Genomic DNA, 6,006 nt, shown 5'->3' with positions numbered 1-6,006 from the left:
GGGGGCGTGTGGGCACGGGGAGGTGCCCGTCGACGGGAAGCAGCGGGTCGGTGACCACGTCGCCGTCCAGCAGCGCCACCGTGCCCAGTCCACAGGCGAACGGCAGCTCGGGCAGCGCCCCGGCCAGCGCGAGCTGGGCGGCCAGTCCCACGCTGCTCTCCACGGCGGAGGACACCACGCACGGCAGGCCGCAGGCCTCGGCCACCTCGAGGGAGCGTCGCACCCCGCCCAGCGGGGCGGCCTTGATCACGGCCACGTCGGCGGCCTCGGCTACGGCCACGCGCAGCGGGTCCTCGGCGCGTCGGATCGACTCGTCGGCGGCGACGCGCACGTCGACCCGTCGCCGGACGGCGGCCAGTTCCGCGACGCTCGGGCACGGCTGCTCCACGTACTCCAGCCCGCCGGCGGCGCGGTCGAGTTCCCGGATGCGGTGCACGGCCGTGTCCACGTCCCAGGCCGCGTTGGCGTCCACCCGGATCGCCCCCGACGGACCCAGCGCCTGCCGTACCGCCTCCACCCGTTCGACGTCGGCGGAGGCCGGGTCGCCGGGTTCGGCGACCTTCACCTTGGCGGTGCGGCAGCCGGAGTTCGCCACGAACTCGTGGGCGCGCCGCGGGTCCACGGCGGGCACGGTGCAGTTGACCGGCACCGTCTCCCGCACCGGGGTGGGCCAGCCGAGGAAGCAGCTCTCCAGCGCCGCGTCCAGCCAGGGCACGGAGTCGGCGTCCGAGTAGTCCTCGAAGGGGCAGAACTCCCCCCAGCCCTCGGGGCCGTTGAGCAGCACCCCCTGCCGGACGGTGACGCCCCGGAACCTGGTGCGCATCGGCAGGCTGTAGACGCGTACCGCGTCGAGCTGGGTCAGGTCGAAGGTTCCGGGGTCGTTCGCCATGCCCTCGATCCTGGCACGGCCGTACCACCGTGGGCATCCGATGACGCCCGAGAACACAGCTTCCCGGCCGCGTCGACACCGCCCGTGGCGGACTTCCGACGCGCGGTGGTGCTTCGCGGTGTCAGGCGACGCTGGGGCGGCCGATGTCGAAGACGTCCACCTCGAAACGGGCCCACTGCTTGCGCAGCGCCGGAACCCCCTGGTCGAGGGCGAAGTTCAGTTCCCCGAGGGTGACGGGCAGCAGGGTGAACACCTGGAGCTGCTCCACCCCCTGGGAGTCGGTGAACCTGGTGAACTCCGGGGGGAACAGCGGGTGCCCCCCGGCCAGCAGGGCGTGGAACTCGGTTCCGGCCAGCAGCGGTTGCTCGTTGGGCACGATCTGGTCGGGGACCAGGTGGGTCCGGTTGCGCACCAGCAGTTCCGAGGAGATGTCCACCAGGTAGCGGGCGGCCTCGGCCTGTTCCCGGTAGACGGTGCAGGCCAGTTCCTGGGCGGGTTCGGCCCCGAGGGGCTGGAAGCGCAGTCCCGAGCTGATCACCGAGGTCAGGTGGTACTCCTCCAGGTGGAAGAAGACCAGGCCGTAGCCGCGGTCGGGCCCGTGCACGTTCGGCGGCTCGGCCTCCGAGGGAGTGCCCGCGTATCTTTCCAGGTTCTCCGCGAGGCCGACGAAGCGGTGGGCTCCGCTCACCGACGGGGGTTCCTGGTTACCGGTGCTCATCCTGGCCTCCAGCAAACGGTTCCGGGCTTTTCCGGAAACGGTGTCGAACACTGCCGGCCCCCGGCGACCGGGTCCGCCGTGGGGCTCCTTCCGTGCTCCGGGGCGCGGTGGGGCTGTGGGCCGTGTCCGGCCGGGTGCGGTTCCGGGAGCTCCGGCCGGGGTGAGCCCCGGGACGGTGCCCAGTGTCTCAGCCGTCCACCCCGGGCACGGGGGGACCGAGCAGGTCCTCGGAGTCCACGATCCGGTAGGCGTAGCCCTGTTCGGTGAGGAACCGTTGCCGGTGGGCGGCGTAGTCGGTGTCCAGGGTGTCCCTGGCCACCACCGAGTAGAAGTGCGCCTGCCCGCCCTCGGCCTTGGGGCGCAGCAGACGGCCCAGTCGCTGGGCCTCCTCTTGGCGGGAGCCGAAGGTCCCGGAGACCTGGACGGCCACCGAGGCCTCGGGCAGGTCGATGGAGAAGTTGGCGACCTTGGAGACCACCAGCCGGTTGATCTCGCCGCGCCGGAAGGCCTCGTAGAGCTTCTCGCGTTCCTTGTTGCGGGTGGAGCCCTCCAGGACCGGCGCGTCGAGTTCGCGGCCGAGGTCGCGCAGCTGTTCCAGGTAGGCGCCGATCACCAGGGCGGGTTCCTCCGGGTGCCGGTCGAGGATGGCCCGCACCACCGAGGTCTTGCTGCGGGCCGTGGCGCAGAGCTTGTAGCGGTCCTCGGCCTCGGCGGTGGCGTACTCGAGGCGTTCCTCGTCGCTCAGCGTGACCCGCACCTCCACGCAGTCGGCGGGGGCGATCCAGCCCTGGGCCTCGATGTCCTTCCAGGGGGCGTCGAAGCGTTTGGGACCGATCAGGGAGAACACGTCCCCCTCGCGGCCGTCCTCGCGCACCAGGGTGGCGGTGAGGCCGAGCCGTCGCCGGGACTGTAGATCGGCGGTCATGCGGAACACGGGGGCGGGCAGCAGGTGCACCTCGTCGTAGACGATCAGGCCCCAGTCCCGCGACTCGAACAGGTCCAGGTGCTGGTATTCGCCCTTGGACTTGCGGGTGATCACCTGGTAGGTGGCGATGGTGACCGGCCGGATCTCCTTCTGCTCGCCGGAGTACTCGCCGATCTCGTCTTCGGTCAGCGAGGTCCGTTCGACGAGTTCGCGTTTCCACTGCCTGCCAGCGACGGTGTTGGTGACCAGGATCAGCGTGGTGGTGCTGGACTCGGCCATGGCGGCGGCGCCGACGAGGGTCTTGCCCGCCCCGCAGGGCAGCACCACCACTCCCGAGCCTCCGGCCCGGAAGGAGTCGGCGGCCTGGCGCTGGTAGTCGCGCAGGTGCCAGCCGCGCTGGTCGAGCGAGATCGGGTGGTGTTCGCCGTCCACGTACCCGGCCAGGTCCTCGGCGGGCCAGCCCAGCTTGAGCAGGCCCTGCTTGAGCCTGCCGCGTTCGCTGGGGTGCACGACCACGGTGTCCTCGTCCAGCCGCTGGCCCAGCATGGGGGCGATCTTCTTGCTGCGCAGCACCTCTTCGAGCACCGAGCGGTCCCGGGCGACGAGCACCAGGCCGTGGGCGGGGTCGCTGGTCAGCTCCAGCCGGCCGTAGCGGCCCATCGTCTCCACGATGTCGACCAGCAGCGGTTGGGGAACCGGGTAGCGCGAGTGGTTGACCAGCGCGTCCACCACCTGTTCGGGGTCGTGCCCGGCGGCCCTGGCGTTCCACAGCGCCAGCGGGGTGATGCGGTAGGTGTGCACGTGCTCGGGGGCGCGTTCCAGCTCCGCGAACGGCGCGATGGCGGTGCGCGCCTCTTCGGCCTGGGCGTGGTCCACTTCGAGAAGAACCGTCTTGTCCGACTGGACGATCAGTGGTCCGTCACTCACGGGCTGGCTCCTGGCTGACCTGGGTTCGTGCTGGTGCGCGCGGCGCGGACGCCGCGACGGGCAACGGGTTCGCGACCGCCGAGTATTCCATCCGGCGGCTACGGCCGTGGTGGCCGTGGTCGTTCACTCCCTGGTGGGAAGGGGTGTCCGGCGGTCGCTCGATCAGCCTTCCGGGGTCGGGCGGGTGGCGGCATGTCGGTTGCCGGGCGCTGGTGTTGATCCGCCGCTCCGGAGCAAAAGTGGTTTCCGCACCGGGAAGCGCTGTTGGGATCGCGGGCCGGCAAGTGTGGCCCCGCCCACGCGGGGTGGCCAATTTTACCGAAAATTGGCCTGTGTCACAGGGATTTGGTGGTTGGGAGGGGAAGTGTGTGGCGACATGCCGGGGGTTCTCAGGTGTTCGCTCGGCGTGTCGGTCACAGCCGGGGTGGGGGCATCCCGGAGATTCCTGCTCAACTGCCGTGGCGCCAGCCCTTCGGGGCTGGCGAGGATCACGGGGGATTCCGGTACGGCAAGCCTTGCGCGGGGTAGTGGAAGTCGATTTTGCCGAAAATTGGCCTTCCTCTGGGGAGGTGACACGAAAGCAGCGCCCCGGTCTTCGGGGCTGGTGCTTTCTACCCCGTCACGGGAAACGGTCGCTTTTGATCGTGTCGAGGGAGGCGGACCATGCGGTCCTGCTGAACGGCAGGACCGGGCTGTTCTCGCCGAGTTCGCTGTCTCGGAGGAGCCTGGTCCCCGACAGGGGCCCGCGCTACTCACTCGGAGGTACCGGTTGCGAGAGGCAGTGCGCGAGGTCTGATCGGGTGGGGCAGCGCCACCTCGAGACGTCCCGACACAGCACTCTGGTGCCGGGATGTTCTCCGGAGCAGTACTCTATGCTCAGGTGTGACCACCGGACGCGGCTACCAAGGCTAGCCGCGTCCGGTGGTCCTCTCAGTAACGACGCTTCACCGTGTCGAGGAACGCCTCCCACTGGGTATCGCTGAACACCAGCGTGCCGCCCTCTCGATCCTTGGTGTCGCGGACACCGATCGTCTCGGGAGTGAAGCCGACCTCAACGCAGGCCCCGCCGTTTCCGCTGCTACGGCTGCTCTTGCGCCACACGGCATCAGTAAGACTGTCCGGGGTCATCCCTGGCTCCTTCCGAGATGGGTCCTCAGGGCGAAACTAACTGTTCGAGCAGCGCGCGGGTGTCGTCTTCGGTGTGAGCCAACGCCGCAAGCTGTTCCCTTATCAGGGTATAGCGCTCGATGTCACCCGGGTTTTCCTGGTAAACACCACCACGGTCGTTCTCCACGTACACGAAGGCGGGTGTGTCCTCGTCCGGAAATCTGATCAGAATGAACGAGCCGGTCATGGCGGCGTGGGCTCCTGCGGAAAACGGCAGCACCCTGAGCGATACGTGATCAAGTCTGGATGCGTGAAGCATATGTTCGGTTTGCTCTTGCATCACCTTCGGGCCACCCACCTGACGCCATACGACGGCCTCATTGATGATGAGATGAAGATGCGGAGGTTGCTCATTATCCAGGCGAGCCTGGCGTTCCCGTCGGACTGCGACTTCTCTGTCTAGCTCTTCATCACTGATCTCCGGGCGTGATGCTCGGGTGATCGCCTTGATGTACTCGGAGGTTTGAAGCAGTCCTGGGACGAACTCGGCCTCGTACGCCCAGATATCGGCTGCGTCGCTTTCCAAGCCGACGTAGTGCCGAAACCACGACGGCACGGTGTCCCGATAAGCGGTCCACCAACCTCTCTGGTTGGCTTCCCTGGCCATACGGAGCAGAGTATCCACTGTAGAAGCATCTACGTCGTAGAGCTGACACAACAGTCTGACGTGCGGTCCTTTGATGGACTGCCGCCCCAGTTCGATCTTGCTCAGTGTCGGCTCGCCGATCTCCAGCCACTCAGCTGCGGATTTGCGGGTTATACCTGCGTCTTGCCGCAGCTGGCGCAACATCGCCCCAAGTTGGCGACGACGAACGCTTGGCCCAGGTTTCTTGCCCATGATGTCACCTCCGCCTGTGTCAGAGACGAGCCTAGCCCGACTTGCCCGTCTTATCGGAACGTTCCCACGTTCGTGTGCTTGTTACTTTCTTCCCTCTGAGGAACCTGATATAGGAACGTTCCTGTCATAAAGTCTAAATAGGAACGTTCCTGAGAGTTGGGTAGAAGTAGAGACCCTGAGCTAGGGGGCGACATGTGAAGACTCTGTCGAATTTCGACCGTTTGTCCGGTGGTGGCGGCCACCGGACAAACAGCCCTTCCCGCGTCCGTGTGCTTGGCGGCCTGGAACGCGGGGATTGCTCCACCAACTGTGTGTGAAAGGGAGCTCTGTTCATGCTAGCGCTTGCTACGAGGTGCATCCGTGCCCGTCTCGGCACGCGGTGGCACCACCTCTTCCCGGGGAAGGGGGTGGGTCATGCCGTGGTCGGATGAACCCCGCTGCCGTTTCGTGATCGGGCTGGACTGTTGGGCGATCCACGCTACGGGTGTGCAGCGGCGTGAGGCGTGTGCTCGGGTCGGGCGGGGGCTGGTGGCCTGTTTCTG

At 67.6% G+C, this 6,006-nt stretch carries 5 protein-coding genes; all 5 read right to left on the bottom strand.

Going from position 1 to position 6,006, the window contains the following annotated elements; genetic code table 11:
• On the bottom strand, positions 1 to 889 hold an 889-nt coding region (locus tag CEP50_RS19515), incomplete at its 3' end, for an o-succinylbenzoate synthase (RefSeq protein WP_106115375.1).
• Between the two features lie 121 nt (positions 890 to 1,010).
• Entirely contained in the window at positions 1,011 to 1,607 is a 597-nt protein-coding gene (locus CEP50_RS19510; RefSeq protein WP_106115374.1) for a suppressor of fused domain protein, read from the bottom strand.
• A gap of 187 nt (positions 1,608 to 1,794) precedes the next feature.
• The gene (locus CEP50_RS19505) at positions 1,795 to 3,459 is read right to left on the bottom strand and encodes a DNA repair helicase XPB (RefSeq protein WP_106115373.1); all 1,665 of its coding nucleotides are present in this window, start codon (positions 3,457 to 3,459) and stop codon (positions 1,795 to 1,797) included.
• 930 nt (positions 3,460 to 4,389) lie between these two features.
• Positions 4,390 to 4,587 (bottom strand): DUF397 domain-containing protein, encoded by a 198-nt coding sequence (locus tag CEP50_RS19500; RefSeq protein ID WP_106115372.1) that lies wholly within the window; start codon positions 4,585 to 4,587, stop codon positions 4,390 to 4,392.
• Between the two features lie 25 nt (positions 4,588 to 4,612).
• Positions 4,613 to 5,464 carry a helix-turn-helix domain-containing protein gene (locus CEP50_RS19495; protein ID WP_258175438.1) on the bottom strand — a complete coding sequence of 284 codons (852 nt, stop codon included), beginning with the start codon at positions 5,462 to 5,464 and terminating at the stop codon, positions 4,613 to 4,615.
• Positions 5,465 to 6,006 lie beyond the last annotated feature (542 nt).

The organism is Actinopolyspora mortivallis (assembly GCF_003001495.1).
GTDB lineage: Bacteria > Actinomycetota > Actinomycetes > Mycobacteriales > Pseudonocardiaceae > Actinopolyspora > Actinopolyspora mortivallis_A.
This window is presented reverse-complemented; position numbering and strand designations above follow the sequence as displayed.